This window comes from Streptomyces sp. NPDC012510 (genome assembly GCF_042955065.1).
In the GTDB taxonomy this organism is placed as follows: Bacteria; Actinomycetota; Actinomycetes; order Streptomycetales; family Streptomycetaceae; genus Streptomyces.
On record NZ_JBIBEN010000012.1, the window covers coordinates 12,356 to 36,931 of the forward strand.

Annotated in this window: 17 protein-coding genes and 3 pseudogenes; 13 read left to right on the forward strand and 7 right to left on the reverse strand. The window is 70.7% G+C overall.

Annotated elements, in window-relative coordinates:
- The 8 genes from ACFY9I_RS22510 to ACFY9I_RS22545 all read left to right on the forward strand — a co-directional run bounded on the left by ACFY9I_RS22510 (nt 1) and on the right by ACFY9I_RS22545 (nt 9,515).
- A complete protein-coding gene (locus tag ACFY9I_RS22510) occupies nt 1–822 on the forward strand; it encodes an ATP-binding cassette domain-containing protein (RefSeq protein ID WP_391004288.1) in 822 nt (273 codons plus the stop codon).
- 55 nt (nt 823–877) lie between these two features.
- The gene (gene amiA / locus ACFY9I_RS22515) at nt 878–991 is read left to right on the forward strand and encodes a streptamidine family RiPP (RefSeq protein WP_383886003.1); all 114 of its coding nucleotides are present in this window, start codon (nt 878–880) and stop codon (nt 989–991) included.
- Between the two features lie 92 nt (nt 992–1,083).
- Nucleotides 1,084–2,061, forward strand: a complete 978-nt coding sequence (locus ACFY9I_RS22520) for a hypothetical protein (protein ID WP_391004290.1) — start codon at nt 1,084–1,086, stop codon at nt 2,059–2,061.
- On the forward strand, nt 2,058–3,536 hold the full coding sequence (locus tag ACFY9I_RS22525; RefSeq protein ID WP_391004291.1) for a CocE/NonD family hydrolase: 1,479 nt from the start codon (nt 2,058–2,060) through the stop codon (nt 3,534–3,536). The genes ACFY9I_RS22520 and ACFY9I_RS22525 overlap by 4 nt, the downstream gene beginning before the upstream one ends.
- Complete coding sequence (locus ACFY9I_RS22530; RefSeq protein WP_391004293.1) at nt 3,533–4,912, forward strand: YcaO-like family protein; 1,380 nt, start codon at nt 3,533–3,535, stop codon at nt 4,910–4,912. The genes ACFY9I_RS22525 and ACFY9I_RS22530 overlap by 4 nt, the downstream gene beginning before the upstream one ends.
- Before the next feature lie 9 nt (nt 4,913–4,921).
- Nucleotides 4,922–6,004, forward strand: coding sequence for a SagB/ThcOx family dehydrogenase (locus ACFY9I_RS22535; RefSeq protein WP_391004295.1), 1,083 nt, complete (start codon nt 4,922–4,924; stop codon nt 6,002–6,004).
- Entirely contained in the window at nt 6,001–7,740 is a 1,740-nt protein-coding gene (locus ACFY9I_RS22540) for an ATP-binding cassette domain-containing protein (RefSeq protein ID WP_391004296.1), read from the forward strand. The genes ACFY9I_RS22535 and ACFY9I_RS22540 overlap by 4 nt, the downstream gene beginning before the upstream one ends.
- Nucleotides 7,737–9,515 carry an ATP-binding cassette domain-containing protein gene (locus ACFY9I_RS22545; protein WP_391004298.1) on the forward strand — a complete coding sequence of 593 codons (1,779 nt, stop codon included), beginning with the start codon at nt 7,737–7,739 and terminating at the stop codon, nt 9,513–9,515. Before ACFY9I_RS22540 ends, ACFY9I_RS22545 begins: the two co-directional genes overlap by 4 nt.
- A gap of 218 nt (nt 9,516–9,733) precedes the next feature.
- Here ACFY9I_RS22545 and ACFY9I_RS22550 read toward each other — a convergent pair whose 3' ends face one another.
- The 3 genes and pseudogenes from ACFY9I_RS22550 to ACFY9I_RS22560 form a co-directional block, all read right to left on the reverse strand.
- A complete protein-coding gene (locus ACFY9I_RS22550; RefSeq protein ID WP_391004300.1) occupies nt 9,734–10,246 on the reverse strand; it encodes a transcriptional repressor in 513 nt (170 codons plus the stop codon).
- A 29-nt stretch (nt 10,247–10,275) separates the two neighbouring features.
- Entirely contained in the window at nt 10,276–11,043 is a 768-nt protein-coding gene (locus ACFY9I_RS22555) for a methyltransferase domain-containing protein (protein ID WP_391004302.1), read from the reverse strand.
- 79 nt (nt 11,044–11,122) lie between these two features.
- Nucleotides 11,123–12,013: pseudogene (locus tag ACFY9I_RS22560) on the reverse strand (aminotransferase class V-fold PLP-dependent enzyme); the annotation flags it as partial.
- A gap of 8 nt (nt 12,014–12,021) precedes the next feature.
- On the opposite strand from ACFY9I_RS22560, the gene ACFY9I_RS22565 reads away from it, so the two are divergent.
- The gene (locus ACFY9I_RS22565; protein WP_391004792.1) at nt 12,022–12,648 is read left to right on the forward strand and encodes a hypothetical protein; all 627 of its coding nucleotides are present in this window, start codon (nt 12,022–12,024) and stop codon (nt 12,646–12,648) included.
- Nucleotides 12,642–12,947, forward strand: coding sequence for a hypothetical protein (locus ACFY9I_RS22570; RefSeq protein WP_391004758.1), 306 nt, complete (start codon nt 12,642–12,644; stop codon nt 12,945–12,947). Before ACFY9I_RS22565 ends, ACFY9I_RS22570 begins: the two co-directional genes overlap by 7 nt.
- Before the next feature lie 125 nt (nt 12,948–13,072).
- Here the strand turns inward: ACFY9I_RS22570 and ACFY9I_RS22575 are convergent.
- Nucleotides 13,073–13,162, reverse strand: a pseudogene (locus ACFY9I_RS22575) (IS6 family transposase); the annotation flags it as partial.
- Between the two features lie 98 nt (nt 13,163–13,260).
- Nucleotides 13,261–16,830: a glycosyl hydrolase 115 family protein gene (locus ACFY9I_RS22580; RefSeq protein ID WP_391004304.1), complete on the reverse strand. Its 3,570-nt coding sequence runs from the start codon at nt 16,828–16,830 to the stop codon at nt 13,261–13,263.
- A gap of 275 nt (nt 16,831–17,105) precedes the next feature.
- Here ACFY9I_RS22580 and ACFY9I_RS22585 point away from each other — a divergent pair.
- Nucleotides 17,106–17,365: pseudogene (locus ACFY9I_RS22585) on the forward strand (IS6 family transposase); the annotation flags it as partial.
- Between the two features lie 348 nt (nt 17,366–17,713).
- On the opposite strand, the gene ACFY9I_RS22590 reads toward ACFY9I_RS22585, so the two are convergent.
- On the reverse strand, nt 17,714–19,243 hold the full coding sequence (locus ACFY9I_RS22590; RefSeq protein ID WP_391004306.1) for a UDP-N-acetylglucosamine 1-carboxyvinyltransferase: 1,530 nt from the start codon (nt 19,241–19,243) through the stop codon (nt 17,714–17,716).
- A 134-nt stretch (nt 19,244–19,377) separates the two neighbouring features.
- Nucleotides 19,378–19,575: a DUF4236 domain-containing protein gene (locus tag ACFY9I_RS22595; protein ID WP_391004308.1), complete on the reverse strand. Its 198-nt coding sequence runs from the start codon at nt 19,573–19,575 to the stop codon at nt 19,378–19,380.
- Between the two features lie 661 nt (nt 19,576–20,236).
- Between ACFY9I_RS22595 and acnA the strand changes: the two genes are divergently transcribed.
- Nucleotides 20,237–22,954, forward strand: a complete 2,718-nt coding sequence (gene acnA, locus ACFY9I_RS22600) for an aconitate hydratase AcnA (RefSeq protein WP_391004310.1) — start codon at nt 20,237–20,239, stop codon at nt 22,952–22,954.
- 470 nt (nt 22,955–23,424) lie between these two features.
- Nucleotides 23,425–24,498 carry a lytic polysaccharide monooxygenase gene (locus tag ACFY9I_RS22605; RefSeq protein ID WP_391004312.1) on the forward strand — a complete coding sequence of 358 codons (1,074 nt, stop codon included), beginning with the start codon at nt 23,425–23,427 and terminating at the stop codon, nt 24,496–24,498.
- The last annotated feature ends 78 nt before the right edge of the window (nt 24,499–24,576 follow it).

Below are 24,576 nucleotides of genomic sequence, written 5' to 3' on the forward strand. Positions count from 1 at the left end.
ATGACCGAACCCCTGGGTATCCGCGCCGAGGGAGTCCGCTTCGGCTACCCCGGCCGCCCCGTGCTGCGCGGCGTCGACTTGACCGTCGAACCGGGCGAGTTGACCGCCCTCATCGGCCTCAACGGCTGTGGCAAGTCGACCCTGTTGCGGCTGGCCGCCGGCCTGCTGCGGCCGGACGAGGGGCGCGTCCTGCTCGGGGGCGACGACCTCGCGGGGCTTTCCCGGCGTGCCACCGCCCGACGGGTCGCGCTGCTGCACCAGTCGGCCCCGGCAGTCCCCGGTATGACCGTCCGGCACCTCGTCAGGCAGGGGCGGTACGCGGCACGCGGCCCTCTCGGCATGCTGCGCGAAGGCGACGACCCGGTCGTGCGGCGTGCGCTGCGCGACGTCGGCGTGGAGCGGTGGGCCGACCGGGACGTGGACGCGCTGTCGGGGGGCGAGCGGCAGCGGGTCCGGCTCGCGATGGCGCTCGCGCAGGACACCCGCGTCCTGCTGCTCGACGAGCCGACCACGTACCTGGACCTGCACCATCAACTCGATGTGCTGCGGACCGTGGTGCGGCTGCGCGAGGAGCGCGGTCTGACCGTCGTGATGGTGCTGCACGACCTGGCCCACGCGGCCCGGTTCGCCGAGCGGATCGTCGCCCTGCGGGACGGCCGCGTGGTGGCCGACGGGACCCCGAAAGAGGTCGTCACCCCCGGGCTGCTCGCGGATGTGCTCAAGGTGGCGGGACGGGTCGGCCGGGACCCCGAGGGCGGCTGGCCGGTGTGTTACCCAGATCACCCCCTCACAGGACTAGAATATGAAAATCATATTCAGTAGGTTGTCATGTGGCGTTCAAGGAACGCCGTACTTCCCTCGCGATGAAGGAGAGTTCATGGACAACGAGCAGGTCTTCGCGCCGATCGCCGACCCGGGCCAGCTGGCTCACGCCTCGGCCACCCACTCCAACGCGCTCGTCGAGAACCCCTTCGACGACACCGAGGAGTAAACGCGGGTCAAGCAGCTCGACCGTGGGCCCGCCCGTCACCGTGCGGGCGGGCCCACGCCCACTCAGGCCCCCCTTCCCACAGGAGAACCGACGTGTCCCGCAGCCAGCTCGCATCCGGTGTCGAGATCGTCGCCGTACCCGGGCGGGGGCTCGCCGTCCGCACGGCCGACGGGGAGTTCCTCAGCGTACGGACGGGCGACGCGGACGACGGCGCTCTGCTCTCCCGGCTGTCCGGCCGGTCCACCGGCGAGCCGGACGCCGAACTCGACCGACTCCTCCGGGCCTTCGACGGCGCCGGATACATGGCGGACGTCCCGCGCCGCGCCCCATGGCCCGACGAGCGCCGGGACATCCTGTTGCTGGGCGCCCCCGCGCTGACCGAGCCGCTGGCCGCGCTCCTGCGTGCCTCGGGTGCGGAGCCGCGGTCGGCGGAACCCGACGATCTGACAGGCGTGACTTCCGTGGCGGACGGCTTGACCGGCGTCACTTCCGTGGCCGGCCTCGCCGACGCGGCGCCTGCGACGTCCGGTCGCCCGGCGGAGGAGGCTTCCCTGGCACCCGACGACCTGGGCCGTGCGGATCAGGCCGCATCCGGCGCCCCGGCCGACGCGGTGCCCGCCGCCGTCGTGTGGTGTCTCGACGGTCCCGTTCCCGAGGGGTTGTGGGACGCCGCCGACCGGCTGCCCGAGCGTGGCGTCGCCTGGCTGCGCTGTCACCGTGAGGGCTGGCAGGTCTGCGTCGAACCCCTCGCGGCCGCTCCGGGGGACGTCACCTCGGCTCATGTCCGGGCCCGCAGGCTCGCCGCCACGCCGGCCCACCGCGAGCTGGCCGCCTACTGGAGCGGACCCCGCACGTCCGGCGCGCCCGTGCAGTTCACCGTGCCCGCAGCCGGGCTGCTCGCCGCCCTGCTCGCCGACGACCTCATCCGGTGGGCCACCGACGCCCCCCACCCCGGCGGGCTGCCCGCGCGCCGTCGGCTCCGGCGCGTCGATCTGCGCACGCTGACCGTCACCGAGCACCCCGTCCTGCCCGTCCCCGACGTCGCCCCGATGCCGGGGAAGGCCGGATGACGTCGTTCACCGAAGCCGTCGAGGGCCTCGCCACCGACGTCCAACTCCCGGACGGTGACGGCGCTTTCTCGGCCGTCCTGATCCGCACGCCCTACGACCGGCGTCGGCACCGCGCCGAACTGCGAGGCTGGGCCCAACGCGGGTTCGCCGCCCTCGTTCAGGACGTACGCGGCCGACACGCGTCGCCGGGGGAGTGGCACCCGTACGAGAACGAGGTCGCCGACGGGGCGCAGGCGGCTCGCTGGATCCGCCGGCAGCCCTGGAGCGACGGGCGCGTCGTGGCGGTCGGGGCCTCCTACGCCGCTCACTGCGCCGTCGCCCTCGCGCTCGACGCACCCGAGGACGCCCGCCCCGACGCCGTCATCGCCGCCGTGCCCGCACTCGGCCTCGCCGAGACGGCTCGTGAACCCTCGGGCGTGGAACGGCTGTCCGCCCGCGCGGGATGGTGGGCCGCCCACGGCGACCGGCGCGACTCCGACGAGGACGCCCTGGCGGACGCTCTCACCGAAGACCCCGGCCTGCTGGCCCACCTGCCGCTGACCGACCTCCCTGCCCGGCTCGGCCGAAGCCTGCCCTCCTGGCGGGGCCTGTGGCGGCACCGCGAGCGCGACCTGCTCGCGGCACGGGCCGAGCGCGCCGGGATGCCCCTGCTCGCGGTGGGCGGCCACCACGACCACTTCACCGACGACACCGTCGGCCTGTGGCGCCGCTGGGGCGGCTCCTCACGCCTGCTGCTGGGTCCCTGGGGGCACGGCCTCGTCGCCGCGCCCGGCACCGACGCCCACCCCGCGCACCGGGTGAGCCTCGGCGAGCTCTACGCGCGCTGGGCCCGGCTGGCCCTCACCGGAGGCCTCACGTCCGGACGCGGGGGCGCGGTCGGGCTAGGCGGCAGCCCCCTGTGGGTGCCCGTCGAGACACAGGGTGAGCCGCACCCACAGAACTTACGGCTGCTGCACGGGGCCTCCTTCACGGCAGACCCCGAACAGCCCGTCTCCTCCGAGGAGTTGACCGTCCCCACAGACGGCACGCCCGACCGCTGCCTGTTCGTCACCCCGCCGCTGCCGCGCCCACTGGACGTCATCGGCTCCGCTGAGGTCCGGATGCGTGCGACCGCCGACACCCGGTCCGCGGACTGGGCGGCACGGCTCGTCGCGGTCACCTCCGAAGGCGTGGCCGAGCGGCTTGCCGTCGGAATCGTCCGACGCGCGGACCCCCCGGGAAGGGCCGCCGAGTTCACCGTGGGGCTCGGTCCGCTCGCACGGCGGCTGCCCGCGGGCACCCGGCTCCGTCTGGAGATCGCCGGACACCACTTCCCCGCGCACGCCCGCAACCCCCACACCGGCGACGACCCGGTCACGGCGACCCGGCTCCTCGCCTCCCGGCGCGAGGTCCACCCCGGGCACGTGGCGCTCCGCCTGCCCGCGCTCCGCTCCCGCCCCACCCCCACCGATCCCGTACAGGAGATCCTGCGATGACGGCGCTGCCACTGGAAGCCCTGGTCGACCCCGTGTGCGGCGTCGTCCGCTCGGTCAAGCCCGTCGAGCACCCGCCGGGCACCCCACCCCGCTACACCGCGCTCACCGCCGAGATCGCCGATGCCCGCAAGCTCGGCCTGTGGCCGGCCGACCGGGTGTCGCTCGGTACCACCTTCGGCGACCCCGAGGCCGCCCGGATCGCCGCGATAGCCGAGGGAATCGAGCGCTACTGCGGCAACCGCGTGCCCCCGCCCGGCCACCCCGACGCCCCCCTGCGCGCCACAGCCGCCGAACTGGTGGGCAAGGGTCTGCGGCTGTACGGCCCCGACGAGTTGCCCGCCTACGCCGACTGGCAGTACGCCCGCGAGAAGTTCCCCTACCACCCCCTCACCCCCGACACCCCCTCCCTGTGGACGCGCGGCGAGGAACGACTGCCCGGCGGGGAGAGGGCCGAAGTGTGGGCGCCCGTCGCTCTCACCCATCTCAACTGGCGCCAGGGCGACCTGCGTTCGCTGCCCCGCACCCACCACCTCAACTACGCGGGCATCGCCACCGGGCAGGGCTTCGACGACGCGGTCGAGCGTGGCCTGCTGGAGATCGTCGAACGCGACGCCCTCGAACTGTGGTGGCACCTCGACGGCCCGACCCGTGGCATCGATCCGGCGAGCGTGCCCGGCCTCGCCGACGACCTCGCCGGGTCCGGGCTCGACGTCCATCTCGCCGAGATGCCCTCGGAGTTCGCCCCCTGCATGGCCGCGCTCGTCCGCGACCCACGGTTCGGGCTCTACGCCGCCGGTTTCGCCTGCAAGTACGACCCGGCCGAGGCCGCCCGCAAGGCCGTGCTGGAGGCCGTCCACACCTGGGTCTTCACGCGGGGCCTCGCCGATCCCGACGGCTGGGTGTTCCAGGCCGTCGAGGCGGGACTGCTCGCCCGCGGGCTCTACCTCGACCACCGCGAGGACCGCCGCTACCTCGATTCATGCGGCGAAGACTTCGCCCACGTACGGGACTTGGGCGCGCACGTCCAGGTCTGGCTGGACGAACGGATGGCGCCCGAGGCCCGCCGGTTCACCGAGCCCGCGCACGGGACCGTACCCGTCGACGCCGTCGAGCCCGGCAGCCGGGACCGGCTGGAGCGCGCACTCCACGACGGCGGTCACCGCGTCATGACGTTCGACCTCACCACCGAGGACGTGGCCGAAACGCCGTTGCGTGTCGCCCGGGTCCTCGTCTCCGGCCTCATACCCAACGCACCGGCCGCCTTCGGGTACTTCGGCTCCCCACGCCTCGCCGACACCGCCGTCGCCCGTGGCTGGCGCACCACCGCGCCGAGTGTGCCGGAAGACTTCACGCTGGCTCCTCCGCCCCACATGTGAGGACCACCTGTGGATCTCGTCACCGCCCTCGCCCGAGCCCGTACCCCGGAGAAGCCGGGCCCGGACACGCCTGCGGGGGCCGCCGTCCGACCATGGCCCGGACCGGTGTTTCCCCTGCCGGAAGCCCGCCCCGGGGAACTCGACCTGGGTCGGCTGCTCCGCCTCTCCCTGGCGGCCTCGAACGGCACCGGACGGCTGCGGCCCGCCCCGTCGGCGGGCGCGCTGCACCCGGTGGACGCCCGGCTCGTCGTGGGCACCGGCTGCCCCCTGCCGCCCGGACGCTACGGCTACGACCCGCTGGGCCACCGCGTGCACCGCCTCGGCCCGGCACCCGACGGCACACCGCCCGGGGCCACCGTCGAACTGTCCGTAACCGCACAGCGCACGCTCTCGCACTACGGCCACCGTGCCTGGCCGCTGATCCTGCTGGACACCGGGCACGCCGCCGCGGCGCTGTGGCTCGCGGCGCGCTCCCTGGGCGTCCGGCCGACGGCACTCGACTTCGACGGGCTCGCCGAAGACCCCCTGGCCGCACTGCACTTCGCCCCGTCCGAGACCGCACACCGGGTCGCGGACGCACCCACTCCCCGCGACTTGTCGACCCGTCGCAGCGCCCGGCCACCGCTGCGGGGCGCCCCGCCCCAGGAGGCACTGCGGGCGGTGCTCGCCGCCGCCGCCGAGGCGAGCGCCGGTGAACTCGCGTGGTGTGCGGCCGTCGGCGAACCACAGCCCGCACTCGTGGAGTCGGCACCCGACGGCACACTGCGGCGTCTCGCCGCGGGTGAGGCCCGCCCGACCCTCGCAGCCTGGGCCGCGGGCCAGGCGTGGATCGCGGACGCGGGCGCCGTGCTGCTCGGTTACGGCTGTCCGACGGAAGCCGAAGCCCCACAGATCCGCCGGGTCCATCTACGCGCCGGTTTCGCCGTCCACGTGGCTCACGTGACCGCCGGCCGGCACGGCCTGGCCGGTCGCCCCGTCGGCGCCTGGCAGCAGGCCGACCTCGGTGCCGCGCTCGGTGCCGCACCGGGCAGGGACTGGATCGTCCACGGCCTGGCCCTCGGCACCACCCACTCCGAAAAGGGGACCTCGTGATCGTCCACCCCGAGCTGCGCCGCGCCGCACGGCACGCACAGCGCCCCCTGCTCGCGGCCACCGTCCTGCAGGGCGCCGTCACCCTCGCTCACCTCGCGCAGGCCGTGTTGCTCGCGGTCGCCCTCGCCGACGTGGCCCGGGGCGAGACGGACCGGCTCCCGCTGCTCCTCGGGGGAGTGCTCGCCGTCGTCGCCGCCCGAGCGGGGCTCGGCCAGTGGCAGCGGCACACCGCCACCCGCGCCGGCGCGCGGGTCAGGGTACGTCTGCGGGACGAACTTCTCACCCACCTCGGCCGGCTCGGGCCCGCGCATCTGACCTCCGCGCGCGCCGGGGCGGTGCGCACCACCCTCGTCGACGGGGTGGAAGGCGTCGACGCCTACGTCTCCCGCTACCTACCGCAGCTCCTCATCACCCTCACCGTGCCGCCCCTGCTGCTCGCCGCACTGGCCGCCGTCGAACCGGTCGCCCTCCTCGGCCTCGTACCCGCTCTGCTGCTCGGCCTGTTCGGCCCACGCGCCTGGGACCGGCTCCTCGCCAAGCGCGGCAGGGAACACTGGGACACCTACGAGCAACTGGGCGCCGACTACCTCGAAGCGCTGCAGGGCATGCCCGCGCTGCGAGCGGCCGGTGCCGTCGGACGCACCCGTGAGCGGCTGGAGGAACGCTCGGCGGCGCTGCACCGGGCCACCGTCGCCAAGCTCCGCGTGTCACTGGTCGACACCGGACTCACCGACCTGGCCATCCAGGGCGGCACCGTGGCCGCCGCGCTGCTCGCCTGCTGGTCGGCCGTCACCGGATCCACCACTCCCACCGGCACCTATCTGATGCTGCTGCTGGCTTCCGAGTGCTTCAGGCCCGTACGCGACCTGTCCCGCGAATGGCACGCCGGATACCTGGGAGTATCGGCCGCGGACGGACTCGCGGCGCTGCGCACCGCAGACCCCGTGGTCCCCGACACGGCAACGGAACAAGCGCACTGGCCGGATCCGCCCCAAGTACGTTTCGAACAGGTGGAGTTCAGCTACGACGACGCCGAGGCGCCCGCCCTCCGCGATGTCACCTTCACCGCCGAGGCCGGGCGCACCACCGCCCTCGTCGGCCCTTCCGGCGCCGGCAAGTCCACACTGCTCGCCCTGCTCCTGCGCCACCGCGACCCGCAGCAAGGCAGGATCACCGTCGACGGCCGCGACGTCACCGGGTACGCACTCGACTCCTTGCGGCAGGGCATAGCCGTCGTCTCGCAGGAGACCTACCTCTTCCACGCCACCATCGCCGACAACCTGCGCCTGGCCCGGCCGACGGCCACGGACGACGAACTTCTCGGCGCGGCACGGACCGCCGGCATCCACGACGAGATCGCGGCCCTCCCCGACGGCTACGCCACCGTGCTCGGCGAACGGGGCGCCACCCTGTCCGGCGGACAACGCCAGCGCCTCGCCCTCGCCCGCGCCCTGCTGGCCGACGCCCGGGTCCTCGTCCTCGACGAGGCCACCAGCGCGGTCGACGAACGCCGGGAGGCCCACATCGTCCGTGAACTGCTGGACGCCGCGGGCGGCCGGACCGTCCTGCTGGTCGCCCACCGGCTCGCCGCCGTCCGGCACGCCGACCGCATCGTGGTGCTCGACGGCGGACGCGTGGACGCCATCGGCGGGCACGAGGACCTCATCGACGCCGGGGGCGTCTACGCCGAGCTCGTCGAAGCGGGCCGCACCTACGAAGGAGGGCTCGCCGCATGAGCAGCACCATCGACGCCGACGCCGGCGTGACACCGGCCGGCTCCATCGACGCGCCCGTGCCCCCGCGGGGCGCGCTGCGCGCCCTGTTGCCCGCCCTCGCCGGGCACCGGGTCATGATGGCCCGCACCTGCGCTGCCGCACTCGTCGAGCAGGGCTCTCTGGTGGCGCTGCTCACGCTGGCCGCGCACAGCGTGGGAACCGCCGTCATCGAGTCCCGTGCCCCGTCGGCCGGCACGGTCACGGCGCTGGTCGTCCTCGTCCTCGTACGTGCCCTGACGACCTGGCGCGAGATGGACCTCTCGCACGACCTGGCCTACCGGGTACTGGCCGAGCTGCGCGTGCGGGTCTTCGACGGGCTCGCTCGCAGCGCGCCCGCTCGCGTGGCCGGCCGGCGCAGCGGGGACCTGGCCGCCACGGCGATGGCCGACGTGGAGGCGCTGGAGTTCTTCTACGCCCACACCACCGCCCAACTCCTCGCTTCCGGCGTGGTGTTCACAGGCGGGGCCGCGGTGCTGGCCACCGTCGAGCCGTGGCTCCTTGCGGCGGTGCTGCCAGTCGCCGCGCTGCTCGCCGTGGCTCCCTTCGCCGACGCGCGCGGACGCGCCACGCGCGGGGCCCGAACCAGGGCGGCGGCAACGAAGCTCTCGGCCGACACCGTGGAGGCCGTCGACGGGCTGCGGGAACTGCTCGCCTTCGGAGGGCTGGCCGAGCGGCGCCGTCGTCTCGCCGCGCAGGGCCGACGGGTGGGTGAGGCGCAGCGGGCCGAGGCCGCCTGGGAGGCCATGGCGGCCGCCGTCCGCGATCTGCTCATCGTTCTCGCGGTCCTCGGCGTGGTGGCCGCCGCCGCGCAGTCCGTGAACTCGGGGCGGCTGCACGGCGCGTGGGCCCCGGCGGCGATGGCGCTGGCGTTGTCGGTACTCGGGCCGGTCGCCGAGTCGGCCAGGGCCCTGAGCCAGGCCGTCGGTCTGCGCGCCGCCGCCGCCCGCGTCGACGCGGCCGTGAAGGCCCCCTCTCTTGCCCCGCAGCCCGCCTCACCCCGCCTGCTTCCCTCAGGCCCGCTGGGCGTCCGGCTGCACCGAGTGAGCTTCGACTACGGGGGCCGGCCCGTGCTGGACGCGGTCGACCTGACGGTTCCCGCAGGGCAGACCCTCGCCCTGGTCGGCGTCTCGGGGGCCGGCAAGTCGACCTGCGCCCATCTGCTGGGCCGCTTCTGGGATCCCTCCGGGGGAGTTGTCCACCTGCTGCCCCGCGACGGCGACCCCGTCGACCTCCGTGACGTGGCCGACGCCGAACTGCGCCGTGCCGTCGCCGTCGTGGGCCAGGACACCCCCCTCTTCCACGGCACCCTCACCGAGAACCTGCGCCTCGCCGCACCGGACGCGGGCGACGACCTCCTGGCCGAAATCGCCCGGCTGTGCGGCGTCGACGGGATCGCCCCCATGGACTCTCTCGTCGCGGAGCGCGGCGTCACCCTCTCCGGCGGCCAGCGGGCTCGTATCGCCCTCGCCCGCGCCCTGCTGGCCGAGCCCAGGGTCCTTGTGCTGGACGAGACCACCGCCCATCTGGACAACGGCGGCGACGCCCGACTCGCCGCCGCGCTTGCCCGGGGCAACCGTACGACCATCGTGATCGCACACCGCCCCGCGACCATCCGTCGCGCGGACCGTATCGCCGTGCTGGAATCCGGCCGCATCGCGGAGGCGGGCACCTGGGCCGACCTGACCGCCCGCCCTGGTGGCGCGCTCAACCGAGTCCTGACCCTCACGCCATCCTGAAGCCCCGTGCCGGCGTGGGGAAATCTCTCGCCATGTCATGTCGGCCCGGGGCGTGACTGTGCGATGCGGTCCTTCGGACGGCGGAGGGACTCGTCGCCGGGCGATGGGGGATGGGCGGCGGCGGTCTCCGGGGACCAGCAGCCCGGTTCGGTGCGGATTGCCGGTGACGAGGACGGGCGCTTGCTCGCGAAGGCGCAGCGGCGGCGAAACGGTCGCCTTCAGCTCGCGCCGTCGCCGGCTCGCCGCGTCGTGGTGTCCCGGCCCGACCCCAACGGGCTTGCCGGCTCTCCTCCGGTGTCCGGGCGGGGCCGGCAGCCGGAGCAGACACCGGTGAGTTCGACGGTGTGCTCCACCGCGGCGAATCCGGTGTCGGCGGTGACGCGTTCGGCCCACTCCTCGACGTCCTGGGAGTCCACTGGTCGGCTGCGGCCGCAACTGCGGCAGATCAGGTAGTGACGGTGCCCGTCGGCCGCCCGCAGCCGGAATAATCGTGCTCCGGCGCCTGCTTGGAGGACATCCACGCTGCCCGTGGCCTCCAGGTCCCGCAGCGCGCGGTACACGGTCGCCAGCCCGATGCGCGTGTCGTCAGCGACGATGAGCGTGTGCAGGTCCTGCGCGGACACGAAGTCATGGCGCTTCGCGAGGGCTTCGACGACGGCCGAGCGCTGCCAGGTTGCCCGCTGTCGGGCCGTCGGGAGGTTCGCACCGATTCCCCCAGCGTTGTTCCCCATCGCCGATGACGTCCTCTCCAACAGGTCGGTCAGTCCTTGAGTGCGACCAGGACCTGGCTGTCGCCGAACTGCCAGACCGGGCTGATGTGGCAGAAGCCCGCTTGCCCCAGGAGCTCGACGTGGCGGGCGAGTGGCAGGTCGTTGTCGCTTCCGTGGTGGGCGAGCGCCGCCTGCCGCTCCTCGCGTTGGGCGAACAGGTCGGTCAGTTCCGGATCCTGGGCGGCCGCGCTCCACCAGGCGTCCCAGTTCTCGTGGTCGTGTGTGCGTGACCGTTCGGCTCGTCGTCGCCCCACATGGGCGGTGAGCTCCGAGCAACGCCGGTCGTCCGGGGCGAAGTGGTCACCGTTGACCAGGGTGCCCCCCGGCCTCAGCAGGTTCTCCAGCTGACGGTAGGTCCGCAGCAGGGTCCGTTCCGAGAGGCAGTGGAGGGCTGTGGTCGAGACGACCACGTCCAGGGGGCGGTCCAGGCCGAGGGAGCCGGTCCATCCACTCTCCCCGATCACGGCGTCCACATAGCGGGCGGCGTCCGCGTGATGAGCACGGCCGAGCTCCAGGAGCACCGGGTCCATGTCCACGGCGACGATCTCCGCGTCCGGCAGCCTCTCGATGAGCCTGGAGGCCAGCGACCCCGGGCCGCAGCCGAGGTCGAGGACCAACGGTCGGTCCTGGTGGGCGACGACGTGTTCGACGACGTCGGCGATGACCGTGAACCGCTCCTCGCGGGCGATGGCGTAGTGCTGCTGCTGCAGTTCCCAGCGCTCCACCCACAGCCTGGCCGTCCCCATGCCTACGCCCATGCTTCGCGTCGCCTCTTCCGTCTCTCCATACCGGGTAGGCTCAGAACCTACCCCTTATTGGAAACGGTTTCCATTGACCTTACCCTTCCAGGGTTGCCAGCACGGTCAGTAGGCGATCGATCTCCTGCGCGGTGTTGTGGACGTGGAGGCTGATCCGCACCGAGCCGTCCCGTTTGTCCGTACCCGCCTGGCACAGGTTGTCGGCCCGCACCATGAGGCCGTGGCTGTGCAGGATGAATCCCAGGTCGTCAGACGGGATCTCGCAGTGTCGGATGGTGACGATGCCGTGGCGCCGCTGCACGGTCGAGCCGGCGCCCAGACTGGTCTGACAGCCCAGGATCTCGTACGAGGCCAGACGGCGGAGCCCCTCGGTGAGCCGGGCGCCCAGGGCGGTCGTCCAGCGCGCGATCCGCTCGGTGCCCGCCGCGTCCAGCCAGTCGAGCGCGGCCTCCAGGGAGGCTATGCCCACGGTGTTCGGGGTGCCGCTCCAGCCGCCGGGCCGAAACTCCCCGCCGCGTCCGGGTGCGTTACGTGCCCAGACCGCGCCGGAGCCGGGCAGGGCCAACGCCTTGTGCCCGGAGAAGACGACGAAGTCCACATCGAGCCGGTTCACGGACACCGGGAGATGACCGATGCTCTGGGCGGCGTCGAGACAGATCGGCACGTCCGGACCGACGGCCTCGCGGATGCGGTGCACGTTCATGTCGCCGCCGTAGACGTGGTGGACGTGTGTGGCGGCGACGAAGCGGGTGCGCGGGCCGACGACTTCGGCCAGCGCCCGGTGGTCGTAGTCGCCGGACGACTCCTGGTACGGCAGCTCCCGCAGGTGCACGGTGACGCCCTGCTCCGCCGGCAGCCGCCGGGCCTCCAGCCAGGGGTCCAGGTTCGCCCGGTGGTCGGCGAAGGGGACGAGGATCTCGTCGCCGTCCGTGAGATGGCCGGGGAGCCAGTCGCGGGCGATGTTCCGCAGACTGCCCGGTGCACGTGGTTCTCGCCCTGCCCGGGGACGTCGATGTCCTGCCGTTCCTGGTGGAGTTGTGGCGTGCTCGCGTGGCGAGCGGCTCGCTGGGGGACCACTACGAGCCGGCACCCGTGATGGTCGGAGTCGAGCCGTCGTCGTTCCTGACGGACGTCGGTTGCGTTCATCAGGCGGTACGGCTGTGGAGCGGGCGTGAGCATGGTGAGGCCCTGAGCCCGGCCGAGGCCGCCGTTCGCCAGGTGGAGGCGGCGGACGTACTACTCGTGCCGGCTCCCGCAGGCGGCGACAGCGAACAGGCGTCTGCCGCAGCCGCGTTGGCCTCCCAGCTCAACCCACGTGCCCGCCTCGTCACACCTCCGGACATTGACGGAGCCGGACCCGAGCTGCCGGCCTCGCTCGTCCGGGCCGCGCCTCCTGGCGCCGAGGGCGAGTGGCAGGCGCGCCTGGAGCCGGTGACGGCTCCGGCTACGCGATACGGCGCCGGCCCAGGGGCGGAGACGGTGTTGTGGCGGGCCCGCCGGCCCCTGCACCCCGGGCGGCTGGCGGACGCGCTCCCCACCGCGAGCGCGGTGTTGTCCGCGGCCGAGGTCATCTGTGGCTGTGCAGCCGTCCCGACTCCATTGTGACCTGGCGTTCGGCCGGGGCCCACCTGGAGTTGAGGGAGGCAGACCGCTGGCTGGAGCCCGCGGACACGCGCGCCTGGCAGGCCGCTTCCCCACAGCGGCGCGCCCTCGCCTCCTGGTTCTGGGACGACTACTACGGCGAACGCCGCAACGAGATCACCCTGACCGGGATCAGCCTCGACGGCCCGGCGATCCGCTCCGCACTGGACGCGGCCCTGCTCACCGACGCCGATCTGTCCCTGGGCCAGGAGAGCTGGACTACGGTCCCGGACCCGCTCCTCGGCAGTACCGGTACCCGGTGACCGTGCGTCAGGGCAGGCGGACCAGGCTGAGCCGACACTCCTCGACCTGAGGCAGATGCTGGGCGGCGAGGCCGCTCAGCATCTCCTGGGGTCGCCGCCGGATGGTCGTCGTACATCGGGGCGGGAAGGGGGAAGCGGAAGCACAGCCACACGCAGTGGGAGATGATCTCGACCGGGTACCGGTGCCCCTTGTACGACGGCGGCACGGCCCCCACGAACAGCCCCCTCCCGCACGATCAACCAGAAGATCATCCCATCCAGTCAACCAACGTGACAGCGCCCGGCCGAGGCATTCGTCGTCAACGCGTCTGGTTCAAGTGAGTCCCGGACTCCCGTGCCCAGAGCGAGATCGGAGTGCTCGCCGGGGAGCCAGCGCGGCCCCGTTGACGGTCGTGGTTGCGGTACCACGTTTCGACGGCAGTCTCCTGCGCGCCCTTGCTGTGGCACCTCCACTGCCCGTCGACGGACCGATGATCATCACCTCGCCGTCGTCGACCGAGGCGGTCTCGTTGTCCGACTCCACTGCCACCACGTCGTCGACGGTGCGAGTCTCCCCGACGGGCAGGGAGACCGCTGGCAGTGCGCGATGTGTCGAGAGCTCGTCCGGAAGCGGTGCGACCTCGGCCGTCTGCGCAGCTCCACCCTGTGCGATGTTGTTGGGGCTCTCCACCGGGCCGACGAGGCCGTCGCCGACGGCACCGCTGTCGGTTTCGATGATGATCCGGTCGAAGAGGATGGCCACGTCCGACCGGTAGACCACGAGCTCGTGCCAACCCGGCGTCGGGACGTTGACCGTGAACGTCAGGGGCTCGATCCCACGCATGACGTTGTCGCCCCAGGCGCTGCCACAACTCGTCTGTGCGCAGCCTCGGAGGTTGGCCGAGGCCGGAACCTGGTCGTCTATCCCGATCGCGGTCCGTGAGCTCCGGATGGTGCCGTCGTCCTCTCTACCCTCGTTCAGGGTCGGCACTCGGTAGAAGGTGCCGGTGAACCGACCGCTCGACGTGAAGTACACCCGGTACTTCAGGTGCGCGGTGGTCGTGAAGTCTGCGTCGACCCTCCGTGCAGTCTCCGGGAACGCCTTCATGGCGTCCCCGCGCTGAGCCATGCCCTCGATCGGGCGCCATCTCGCCCCGTCGGCACCGGCCACATTCTCGGCGAAGTGCTCGGCCTCGACGGCGACGTAGCCATTCGCCTCGATGTGGCCGGGCGTACAGCCCCGGGACGGGGACGGCCGGCACCCTCCAGGTCGGCCGTGGAAGTCCACGGTGGCCCTTTCCGCGTCCACCGTGAACGTCGCGACCGGATCGCCGGTCTTCTCACCGTCGCCTGCGTTGTAGACCCGGATCGTCCCCGTGGCGCTCGCATCGAGCCGCGCGAAATCGACCGTCACGGTGACACGTTGCTCGGCAGAGGTCTTGCCCGAGACACCCGAGAGGGTGATCCACGGGGCGTCCGCCTCGGCGACCCACTCCTCGGCGACGTCGTTCTTCGAGAACACGTCGAAATACCGTTCGTCCTCCGGTGATGCCGAGTTGAACCGCAGCCTGCCGCTGCCCGGCACCTTCTGGCCCTCCGCGTTGGCGCCCACCCCGTCGGACGGAGACGCGACGGTGGCATACCGGTCGTCGGTGAGCATCACCACGCCCTCGTTGACGCCGCCGTAGTAGGTGATCGGATGGCTGTAACCGATCGCCTCGCTCCACTTGCCGTCGCTGAGGGTGTCCCAGTGCGCTTCGTCGGACCTGATGCGGTCGCGCGCGTTCTTCGACAGCACCGCGTAGACCCTCGCGCTGCCGTAGCGGCCCTGCTCGGCGTACAGCTGGTTCTTCCAGTAGTAACCGATCTGCTCGGCCATGTTCCGGTACGAGCGAACCCGGTGGACCACCTGCTGGTAGAAAGCGGATCGATAGCGTTCGTGCAATCCGTCCGAGACACCTTCGACCATGTCCACCAGCTCGTTCGCCTCGTTGATGTAGCGCTGGAGCTCGTCCCCGTCCGACGTCGCGCTGAAGGGGAACGAGCGACTACCGGGGAAACCCGCCGAGTGGACGCCGGAGGGGTTCTGCGTGCCCCAGAGCTCGGCGCGCTTGGTGCCTTCGAGCGTCGAGAACCTGTCGAGCGCGTCGGCGACCACAGCCGCCCCGCGCCCGGTGAGCCCGAAGTCTCGCTTCACCTGTTCGACGAGGAACTTGCTCTCGATGTTCGTGTCGTCATACCCGCCGACGTCCCAGGCGAGCTTCGCGAACAGCTCGGTCTTCATCTCGCCTGGCTTGATGTCGCCGACATTGAGAATCCAGTACCGTCCCGCATCGGTGTTCCATGCTCGGTCGAGCTGCTCGACCATGAGCGACATCGGCATCGAGTTGAGCCAGAGGTAGCTCTTCGGGCTGCCCCAGTAGGAGCTGTGGTAGTAGATCCCGTTGCCGCCCGATCTGGCCGCTTCGGACCGCGTCGGCACCTGGCGCAGGTAGCCCTGGTTGTCCTCCGCCCACATCAGCGTCACGTCTTCGGGGATGAAGGCCTTCAGCCCGTTGTTGTAGAGATCGGCCATCTCCTTGTACGGGATGAACACCTGCGGCACGGCGTCAACGCTGCCGTAGACGTCCTCGATCAGTTTGCGCTGCTCGGTGATGGCGTCGCCGACCATCTCCACCCTGTTGGCGAATCCGTACGGATTGCCGGGGGTGAACGCGGGCGCCCCGTCGTGCACGCCGCGCATGCCCAGCGCGAGGATGCTCTCGAAGCCGGCGTTGGCGACCAGGCGCTCGCGCCAGTACTCGACGACCGCGGGCTTGTTGATCGAGTAGTCGAAGGCCGACCGGTAATCCGAGCCCTTGATGTCGAGCGCCTCCTTGTTGCGCTCGTAGAACGGTCGCCATTCCTCGACGTTGCTGCGCAGCATCAACTCGGCGTGCGAGGAGGACATGACCACGCCGTACGCAGCCGCCTCGCGCGCGTTGATCGGTGTGCCGGCGTCGAACATCCCCGTGTCGGTGGCCGCGTTGAACGACGTTGTGCCCTCGTGCATCGCGGGCCACAGCGTGTTCAGCTTGAGACGGAGCATCATCTCGTAGACGTGCCTGTAGTAGTTGACCTCGGGCGTCCCCCTGTCCGTGGGGAATTTCTCCTTCGCCCAGTCGATGGTGCGTTCCTCGTCGTTGATGAAGATTCCCCGGTACTTCACGTCAGGGCCGTCATCGATCTCCGGGGAGCCGTCGACGACGATGTCGTCCCGCTGCTCGACCGGGACGTCGCTGTACCAGTACCACGGAGACACGCCGATCTCCTCGGAGACCGAGTAGATCCCGTAGATCGTCCCGCGGGCATCGCTCCCCGCAATCACGAGAGCGCGGTCGACCCCGGCGACGGGGTCGACCACCTTCTTGATCGCGTATCCCTCCCACTCACCGGTGATCCGGGCGGCCTCGTCGAACTTGCCCGCGTCGATGATCCCGTCGATCAGTTCGCTCTGACCGATCACGCCGACGATGATCGCGGTTTTCACGCCGTCCGCCTCGGTCAGCAGAGCGGGGACCTTGCTCTGGTCGGCGCTCGCCAGGCGTGCCTTCTTGGCCGCCTCGTCGTCGACGAAGCGCCGCTGCAGCTCGCCGGCGTCGATCGCGCCGGTCACCATCGCGACGTCCTGGCGCAGATCCTGAACCGCGCGGTGCACCTGCCTGTAGTCGCGATCGTCGTGATCCCCGCCGTAGGACTGGTCGATCAGCACGGGACTGGTCGCGACACCGTCGTAGATGGTGAAGTCGGTCTCGGCCGCTTGCGCCGAGATCGGCCCTACAGCCGCCAGCAGGGCGGCGAGCAAAGCGCCGGCCGTCAGAGCCGCGAGGAAACTCTTCCTCGCAAGTCCAGGCATATTTGGCATGGACCTGACACCTTTCGAGGAAGTGGATGCCCGCTGTCCGAAGCCTTGGCTCCGTATCCGGCCGTCCATGTCAGCCGTATGGCCGCGCGACCATATCTATGCAACCCCGGTGCTCACGTCAAGAGAGGTGCGGTCTTCATTCGTGGGCGCCGCCAGCAGACAGTGGATGCGGGGGCACGCTGTCTCGACATACGGTCGGGCGTCAGGAGGGCACTGCCACGTTCGCTGACGGGGTGGGAGGATCTTCGGATTGATCATGCTGGAGGAGGCTGTCCGTGGGGGACGTGTCACCGTTGCACAGGGGGCACCGGTGCCCGGTCGAGGGCATCTCCCAGGCGGTGTGGCTGTACCAGCGCTTCTCGCTCAGCTCCGCGAGATCGAGGAACTCATGCTCGACCGCGGCGTGATCGTCTCCTACGAGACCATCCGCCGCTGGTGCGCCCAGTTCGGACAGACGTACGACGACGCGCTGCGGCGCAGGCAGCCCGGGCCCGGCGACAAGTGGCACCTGGACGAGGTCTTTCTCAAGGTTGATCGAAGGAGCGCCGGTGCGTGTGGAGGTCCTGGAACTGGCCGTAGCGGTGTAGTGCGCTTGATGCGCGTGCGCGGCGAGGACTGAACTCCGAATCTCAGGAACGCCAGTGGCACCGTCGGTGCGGACATTGCGACGCCCCTGTGGCGACCACTCTCCGTGAAGGCTGGCGGACGCCCAGATATCTCTGACGCATCGTCATTAATTTAAGATCATCTTGCACGCACGTTGCACAAGGTGATGAAAGACAGCGATGATCAATGGAGGGTCCCGCAAGTGTGTAACAGCAGGTCAGCAGGCATTTAGGAGTGTCGTGCCCTTCATCTCCCAGGGACACGACACTCTTACCGATCAGATGTCCCGGAAGATCTCGATCTGTGCCCCCACCGAGTTGAGGCGTTCCGCGAGTTCCTCGTAGCCCCGGTTGATGACGTAGACGTTGCGGAGGACGGACGTGCCCTCGGCGGCCATCATCGCGAGGAGGACGACGACGGCGGGGCGCAGGGCGGGCGGGCACATCATCTCGGCGGCGCGCCAGCGGGTGGGGCCCTCGACCAACACCCGGTGGGGGTCGAGGAGTTGGAGGCGACCGCCGAGGCGGTTGAGGTCGGTGAGGTAGATCGCGCGGTTGTCGTAGACCCAGTCGTGGATGAGGGTCTTGCCCTGTGCGACCGCCGCGATGGCCGCGAAGAACGGGACGTTGTCGATGTTGAGGCCGGGGAACGGCATGGGGTGGATCTTGTCGATCGGCGCCTGGAGTTTCGAAGGCCGGACGGTGAGGTCGACCAGCCGCGTACGGCCGTTGTCGGCGAAGTACTCCGGTGAGCGGTCGTGGTCGAGGCCCATCTCCTCCAGGACCGCCAGCTCGATCTCCAGGAACTCGATCGGCACCCGGCGCACGGTCAGTTCGGACTCGGTGACCACTGCGGCGGCCAGCAGGCTCATCGCCTCGACCGGGTCCTCGGACGGCGAGTAGTCGACGTCCACGTCGAGGTGCGGCACCCCGTGCACGGTGAGGGTGGTGGTGCCGATGCCTTCCACCCGTACGCCGAGGGCCTCGAGGAAGAAGCAGAGGTCCTGGACCATGTAGTTGGACGAGGCGTTGCGGATGACGGTCACGCCGTCGTGGCGTGCGGCGGCGAGCAGCGCGTTCTCCGTCACCGTGTCGCCGCGCTCGGTCAGTACGATCGGCCGGCCGGGGGTGACGGAACGATCCACCTCGGCGTGGTACAGCCCTTCGGTGGCCGTGATGTCCAGCCCGAACCGCCGCAGCGCGATCATGTGCGGCTCGATCGTCCGCGTACCGAGGTCGCATCCGCCCGCGTACGGCAGCTTGAAGTGGTCCATACGGTGCAGCAGCGGGCCGAGGAACATGATGATGGACCGCGTACGACGGGCCGCCTCCGCGTCGATCGCCGCCAGGTCCAGCTCGGCCGGCGGCACGATCTCCAGGTCGACACCACCGTTGATCCACCGGGTGCGTACGCCGATGGAGCCGAGCACCTCCAGAAGGCGGTACACCTCCTCGATCCGGGCCACCCGGCGCAGCACCGTGCGCCCCCTGTTCAGCAAGGAGGCGCACAGCAGCGCTACACACGCGTTCTTGCTGGTCTTCACGTCGATCGAACCGGACAGCCGACGCCCGCCGACCACTCGTAGATGCATCGGACCCGCGTATCCCAGCGAGACGATCTCACTGTCCAGCGCCTCACCGATTCGAGCGATCATCTCAAGGCTGATGTTTTGATTGCCGCGCTCGATACGGTTCACCGCGCTCTGGCTCGTGCCGAGAGCCTCCGCCAACTGCGACTGGGTCCAGCCGCGGTGCTGCCTTGCGTCACGGATGAGCTTGCCGATGCGTACGAGGTAGTCGTCTGCCATGGGGAAGAGGTTATCTCAGATATGAGATGGCACCTCTTGGGGGATCCGTTGGGGTCACTTCGAGGGCCCGTTCAGGTGACGACCCGTCGGTTCGGTCGTACGCCGTGTCCTCGCCCGCCGACCGCCGGTGCGGTTCAGTGGCGCCTCGCACTGCGGGTGCGACGCCAGCCGAAGGGGCCGGGCAGATCCATGGACGTCGTACGGCGACCCGTGCTGCTGTGCGTGTGCCTGGGGCCGTTGTGTCCGCCGGTCGTGATGGACCAGGAACGCTTGTTGATGTTCAGCCGGACGCCGGGCAGGATGCGGAAACTCTTGCGGAATGTGAGTGGCATGCGTGCCTCCTTCCGTTTCCAGGGTCGGGTACCCCGCTTGCCGGCGGGCATCCCTGGCCCGTGTTCCGCGCCGCGATCGCAACGGGCGCTCCTCCGTGTGCACTTGGGCTCCTCGGCCGACCGCGTCACGGGGCTCCTCGGCGGCCCCGGCAACGCTGTGCCGCCCGCAACCACCGCCCGACGGGAGGTGTTGAGTCAGTTCCTCGGCCGCCCTTTTGTGGCAGCCCCGAGGGGGCGGGGGTGTCAGGTGGCGCGTGCCCCAGGGGGCAGGTCTCGGCGGGTGGCGCGTGCCCCGGGGGCAGATCTCGGCCGGTGGCCTTCGGCTCGGCGGCCCCGGGGGGATTGCCGGCGCGCATCACCGAGGCGGAGGCGTCTCGCCCGTAGGCGTCGCCGACGGGGTGATGCGGCGCACCGCCGGGCGTGGTCGGCGCGCCTGGGCCGCCGGTCGCGGAGAGATTGGCGCACGCCACATCCGCCCGGGCATGACCAGCCCGCGCCCATGTACTACTGTTATCTCGACATCGAGATATCTGCCGAGGCGCACTGCGGCCGCCGACACCCCGGTAAGGGGTACCTAACTTAGCCATACCTTAGCGGATCGGCCAAGGGGGCGCGGCGGCAGGATGCGGTGGTACGCGCACATGGAATGAAGGAGACTGTCGTGTCGGCGAACAGCTTCGACGCCCGCAGCACGCTGCAGGTGGGCGACGAGTCGTACGAGATCTTCCGGCTGGACAAGGTGGAGGGCTCGGCTCGCCTTCCGTACAGCCTGAAGGTGCTGCTGGAGAACCTTCTCCGTACCGAGGACGGCGCGAACATCACCGCCGACCACATCCGAGCCCTCGGCGGCTGGGACTCGCAGGCCCAGCCCAGCCAGGAGATCCAGTTCACGCCGGCCCGCGTGATCATGCAGGACTTCACGGGCGTTCCGTGTGTGGTGGACCTCGCCACCATGCGTGAGGCCGTGAAGGCGCTCGGCGGCGACCCGGCCAAGGTCAACCCGCTCTCCCCGGCCGAGATGGTCATCGACCACTCCGTCATCGCCGACAAGTTCGGCACGCACGACGCCTTCGCGCAGAACGTCGAGCTGGAGTACGGCCGCAACAAGGAGCGCTACCAGTTCCTGCGCTGGGGCCAGACCGCCTTCGACGACTTCAAGGTCGTACCCCCCGGCACCGGCATCGTCCACCAGGTCAACATCGAGCACCTCGCGCGGACCGTCATGGTCCGAGGCGGCCAGGCGTACCCCGACACCCTCGTCGGCACCGACTCGCACACCACCATGGTCAACGGCCTCGGTGTCCTGGGCTGGGGCGTCGGCGGCATCGAGGCCGAGGCCGCGATGCTCGGTCAGCCGGTCTCCATGCTCATTCCGCGCGTCGTCGGCTTCAAGCTGACCGGTGAGCTCACCCCCGGCACCACCGCGACCGACCTCGTGCTGACCATCACCGAGATGCTGCGCAAGCACGGTGTCGTCGGCAAGTTCGTCGAGTTCTACGGTGAGGGCGTGGCCGCCACCTCCCTCGCCAACCGCGCCACCATCGGCAACATGTCGCCGGAGTTCGGCTCCACGGCCGCGATCTTCCCGATCGACGGTGAGACGATCAACTACCTGAAGCTGACGGGCCGTTCCGAGCAGCAGGTCGCCCTCGTCGAGGCGTACGCCAAGGAGCAGGGCCTCTGGCTCGACCCGGCCGCCGAGCCCGACTTCTCCGAGAAGCTGGAGCTCGACCTCGCCACGGTCGTCCCCTCCATCGCCGGCCCGAAGCGTCCGCAGGACCGTATCGTCCTCGCGAAGGCCGCCGAGCAGTTCAAGTCGGACGTCCTCAACTACGTCGACGTGGTGGACGAGGCCGGCAAGGAGTCCTTCCCGGCCTCCGACTCCCCGGCCGTCGCCCCGAACGGCTCCCCGTCCAACGTGGTCACCGTGACCGCCCCCGACGGCTCGACGTACGAGATCGACCACGGCGCGGTGACGGTCGCGGCCATCACCTCCTGCACCAACACCTCCAACCCGTACGTCATGGTCGCCGCCGCACTCGTCGCGAAGAAGGCCGTGGAGAAGGGCCTGACCCGCAAGCCGTGGGTCAAGACCACCCTCGCCCCGGGCTCCAAGGTCGTCACCGACTACTTCGACAAGGCGGGGCTGACCCCGTACCTGGACAAGGTCGGCTTCAACCTCGTCGGTTACGGCTGCACCACCTGCATCGGCAACTCCGGCCCGCTGCCGGAGGAGGTCTCCAAGGCCGTCAACGACCACGACCTCGCGGTCACCTCGGTCCTCTCCGGCAACCGGAACTTCGAGGGCCGCATCAACCCCGACGTCAAGATGAACTACCTGGCCTCCCCGCCGCTGGTCGTCGCGTACGCCCTCGCGGGCTCCATGAAGGTGGACATCACCAAGGACGCCCTCGGCACCGACCAGGACGGCAAGCCGGTCTACCTGGAGGACATCTGGCCCTCCGAGGCCGAGGTGAACGACGTCGTGGCGAACGCCATCGGCGAGGACATGTTCTCCAAGTCCTACTCCGACGTCTTCGCGGGCGACGCCCAGTGGCAGGCCCTGTCGATCCCGACGGGCAACACCTTCGAGTGGGACCCGGAGTCGACGTACGTCCGCAAGCCCCCGTACTTCGAGGGCATGACGATGGAGACCACCCCGGTCTCGGACATCGCCGGCGCCCGCGTCCTCGCCAAGCTGGGCGACTCGGTCACCACCGACCACATCTCCCCGGCCGGCGCGATCAAGGCCGACACCCCGGCGGGCAAGTACCTCACCGAGCACGGTGTGGAGCGTCGTGACTTCAACTCCTACGGCTCGCGCCGAGGCAACCACGAGGTCATGATCCGCGGTACGTTCGCCAACATCCGCCTGCGCAACCAGATCGCGCCGGGGACCGAAGGCGGCTACACCCGCGACTTCACCCAGGCCGACGCCCCGGTGTCGTTCATCTACGACGCCTCGCGCAACTACATCGAGCAGGGCATCCCGCTGGTCATCCTGGCCGGCAAGGAGTACGGCTCCGGCTCGTCCCGTGACTGGGCGGCCAAGGGCACGGCCCTCCTCGGCGTCAAGGCCGTCATCGCCGAATCGTACGAGCGCATCCACCGCTCCAACCTCATCGGCATGGGCGTCCTCCCGCTGCAGTTCCCCGAGGGTGCCTCCGCGGCCTCCCTCGGCCTGACCGGCGAGGAGACCTTCTCCTTCACCGGTGTCGAGGAGCTGAACAACGGCACCACGCCGCGCACGGTCAAGGTCACCACCGACACCGGTGTCGAGTTCGACGCGGTCGTCCGCATCGACACCCCCGGCGAGGCCGACTACTACCGCAACGGCGGCATCATGCAGTACGTGCTGCGCAACCTGATCCGCAACTAACCGTTCCGGTAAGCCGTTCGGGCCGCGCTCCGCACCGGAGCGCGGCCCTTCGGCGTTCACGGTCGGGCGGTCGGGCGGTCGGGCGGTCGTGCGGGAGGTCAGTTGGTCGGGCGGTCGTGCGATCGGGCGGTCGGGCGGGAGGTCAGTCGGTCGGGCGGTCGGTCGGGGCAGCCACCTCAGGAGCCGTCCCCGTCCCCGCCCCCATCCCCATCGCCATCCCCGTCCTCGTCCTCGTGGGGCCGCACCCACCCGGCCACCCGGGCGCGGCCCCCCACGCGTCGGTACGCGGCAGCCGTTTACAAGCGCGGTGCTCCGCGCTAGCTTCCGAAGTAGGTGGGGTGGGAGCGCTCCCATTACGCGGTGGACCGGAACCCGCCGTCCGGACCCGCTTCCACCCCACACCACTCATCCGCACCTGCACCTGGACACGCGCACGTTCCTCCAAGCCGTACACGCAAGGAGTGTTTGTCATGCACGTGACAATCCCACGATTAAGGCTGCTCCGGCGCCACAGAGCGCTTCTCCTCGTCCTGCTCGCCCTCGTGACCACGATCCCGGCGCTCGGCCTGGTCGTCACGGCCGGCAGTGGGAAGGCGGAGGCGCACGGGACTCCGATGAAGCCCGGCAGCCGCACGTTCCTGTGCTGGCAGGACGGGCTCACCGACACCGGGGAGATCAAACCGATCAACCCGGCCTGTCGCTCCGCGCAGCAGGTGAGCGGTACGACACCCTTCTACAACTGGTTCTCGGTGCTCCGCTCGGACGGCGCCGGCCGCACCCGTGGTTTCGTCCCGGACGGTCAGCTCTGCAGTGGCGGCAACACCAACTTCACCGGGTTCAACACGCCCAGCGCCGACTGGCCGTTGACCCACCTCACCTCGGGCGCGACCATCGACTTCTCGTACAACGCGTGGGCGGCGCACCCGGGTTGGTTCTACGTCTACATCACCAAGGACGGCTTCGACCCGACCAAAACGCTCACCTGGAACGACATGGAGGAGCGGCCGTTCCTGAGCGTCGACCACCCGCCGCTGAACGGAAACCCGGGCACGGTCGAGGCCAACTACTCCTGGCGGGGGCAACTGCCCGCGGACAAGTCGGGCCGCCACCTCATCTACATGGTCTGGCAGCGCTCTGACAGCCAGGAGACCTTCTACTCCTGCTCCGACATCGTCTTCGACGGCGGCAACGGTGAGGTGACCGGTATCAAGGAGCCGGGCAACCCCACCGAGCCGGTGCCGGGTCAGTGCTCCGCGACCCGTCGTACGACGGGCAGTTGGACCGGGGGCTACCAGTCCGAGGTCGTCGTCACCAACACCGGGGACGTGCCGATGCTGGGCTGGATGGTCGACTGGACGCTTCCCGCCGGGCAGAGGGTCGACAGTCTCTGGAGCGGCAGCGCGACCTATACCGGGCAGAACGTGATGGTGCACAACGCCAACTGGAACGGGTCGCTGGACCCTGGCGAAACCGCCAAGTTCGGGTATGTCGTGCAGGGGTCGGGAGGTGATTCCGCGACAACGCTGCCCTGCCGGGTGGGCTGAGGAGCGGTCCGTCGGACCGGTTCGGTGCTCGGTGCGGACCGGGTGGGCTGACGGTGCGTGCCCACCCGGTCCGCGAGC